The organism is Pseudomonas sp. CM25, assembly GCF_013179705.1.
In the GTDB taxonomy this organism is placed as follows: Bacteria; Pseudomonadota; Gammaproteobacteria; order Pseudomonadales; family Pseudomonadaceae; genus Aquipseudomonas.
Genome location: NZ_JABMCW010000564.1, coordinates 1 through 2,168 on the forward strand (window position 1 = coordinate 1; position 2,168 = coordinate 2,168).

Annotated in this window: 2 protein-coding genes and 1 pseudogene; all 3 read right to left on the reverse strand. The window is 64.4% G+C overall.

The window, feature by feature from the left end; translation table 11 throughout:
* Window positions 1-156: pseudogene (locus HP546_RS31595) on the reverse strand (AbrB family transcriptional regulator); the annotation flags it as partial.
* Complete coding sequence (locus HP546_RS29450) at window positions 149-1,663, reverse strand: tripartite tricarboxylate transporter permease (protein WP_172233157.1); 1,515 nt, start codon at window positions 1,661-1,663, stop codon at window positions 149-151. The pseudogene HP546_RS31595 and the gene HP546_RS29450, both read right to left, overlap by 8 nt.
* Before the next feature lie 3 nt (window positions 1,664-1,666).
* The gene (locus HP546_RS29455; protein ID WP_172233160.1) at window positions 1,667-2,125 is read right to left on the reverse strand and encodes a tripartite tricarboxylate transporter TctB family protein; all 459 of its coding nucleotides are present in this window, start codon (window positions 2,123-2,125) and stop codon (window positions 1,667-1,669) included.
* Between the last annotated feature and the right edge of the window lie 43 nt (window positions 2,126-2,168).

The window sequence follows — 2,168 nt, forward strand, 5'->3', positions numbered from 1 at the left end:
CGGCAGCTGCCAGGGTGTCAGGCAGCGCACCAGGATGATCGCCAGCAACGAGCCGACCATCCACGGCAAAGGCCAGCCGACCTTGCTGGCGGCAAAACCGCCAGCAATGCCGACCAGCCCGGTTGCGACAAACAACGGCAACGCGCGATCAGGCATCGGCCATGGCCCGACGCAGCTGGCTGCGTTTGCGCCAGCTGCGCAGCAGCGGCAATGTCAGCATGCAGACGGTCAGTGCCCATACCGACATGCTGATCGGGCTCGACCAGAGGATGCCCAGCTCACCGTTGGAAATCGACAGCGCCCTGCGCAGGTTCTGCTCCATCAGCCCGCCCAGGATGAAACCGAGCAAAATCGGCGACAGCGGGAAGTCCAGCTTGCGCAGGATGTAACCCATGATGCCGATGCCGACCATCAGGAACAGGTCGAAGGTGGTGGCATGCACGGCGTACACGCCGATACCGGTGATGATGGCGATCACCGGCACCAGCGCCCAGTTCGGCACGGCAAGGATGCGGGTGAAGATGCGGATCATCGGGATATTGAGGATCACCAGCATGATGTTGGCGATGAACAACGACGCGATCAGGCCCCAGACAATGTCGGGCTGCTGCTGGAACAGCAGTGGGCCCGGGGTGATGTTGTACAGCGTCAGGGCGCCGATCATCACCGCAGTGGTGCCCGATCCAGGCACGCCCAGTGTCAGCATCGGTACCAGGGCGCCACAGCAGGAGGCGCCAATGGCGGTTTCCGGGGCGGCCAGGCCGCGAGCGTCACCTTTGCCGAACTCGCCTTTGTCACCCGCCAGGCGCTTCTCGGTCATGTAGGCAACGGCACTGGCCAGTGTCGCGCCCGCGCCGGGCAGCACGCCCATGATGAAGCCAAGCAGGCCGCAACGGATGTTGACCGCGAACACCGAAGCCGCTTCCTTGAAGTTGAACAGCATGCGCCCGGTGGCCTTGACCGCCTGGTGGCCATGGTGGGTCTTTTCCAGCAGCAAGAGGATTTCGCTGATGGAGAACAGGCCCAGTACCAGCACCACGAACTGGATGCCGTCGGCCAGGTGCACGCTGTCACCGGTGAAACGGTACACACCGCTGTTGGCATCGATACCGACTGCCGAAAGGAACAGGCCGATCAAGGCGGCGATGAAGGTCTTCAGCGGCTTGTCACCCGCCATGCCGCCCAGGGCGACGATGGCGAAAACCATCAGCACGAAGTATTCCGCCGGCCCGAAGGCGATTGCCCATTTCGCCAGCAGCGGGGCGAACAGCACCATGCCGCAGGTGGCAATGAAGGCGCCGATGAACGAACTCCATGCCGACAACGACAGGGCCACGCCCGCCAGGCCCTTGCGCGCCATCGGGTAGCCGTCCAGGGTGGTCATCACGGTCGAGGCTTCGCCCGGGATGTTCAGCAGGATCGAGCTGATACGCCCGCCGTACTCGCAACCCAGGTACACCGCCGCCAGCAGGATCAGCGCCGACTCCGGCGGCAGGCCCAGGGCGAAGGCGATGGGGATCAGCAGGGCCACGCCGTTGATCGGACCCAGGCCCGGCAGCAGGCCGACCACGGTGCCGATAAGGGTGCCGGACAGGGCCGTGACCAGGTTGTAGGGGGACAGGGCGACGCCGAAGCCCTGGCCCAGGTAGCTCAAGGTATCCATGTGTCAGTTCTCCAGTACGCTCAGCAGGCCAAGGGGCAGGGGCACGTCCATCACGCGGTCGAACAGCCAGTAGAGGAACACGCTCATGCCGACCACCACGATGGCGCTGTGCAGCCAGCGACCGCCGTACAGGCGGGCCATTGGCAGACCGACGAGGATGGCGCTGAGGATAAAGCCCAGGGGTTCGAAGGTGGCGGCAAAGACCAGCAGCAGGCCGACGCAGGCGGCGATCTTGATCAGGGTGTGGCGGTCCAGCTCGGGCTCATCGTCCTTGCGCACGATGGGCGTAGGGCGGAACGCCAGGTACAGCAAACCCAGGCCCATCAGGCCCAGCATCAACAGTGGGTAGGCGCGCGGGCCTACCGGTTCATAGGAAAACGCCGCCTGGTAGGGCCAGGCCATCACGGCCAGGACGGCGCACACCGCCAGCAGGGCCAGGGCGAAGATGCGTTGCAGGATCATCAAGGAATCCTCTTGTTGTTCGGCAAGACGCAGATCCTTTGTA

What these genes read in the sequence shown, in the direction of transcription:
- HP546_RS29455 (WP_172233160.1), bottom strand. Translation starts at nt 2,125, where the DNA reads ATGATCCTGCAACGCATCTTCGCCCTGGCCCTGCTGGCGGTGTGCGCC.
- HP546_RS29450 (WP_172233157.1), bottom strand. Translation starts at nt 1,663, where the DNA reads ATGGATACCTTGAGCTACCTGGGCCAGGGCTTCGGCGTCGCCCTGTCC.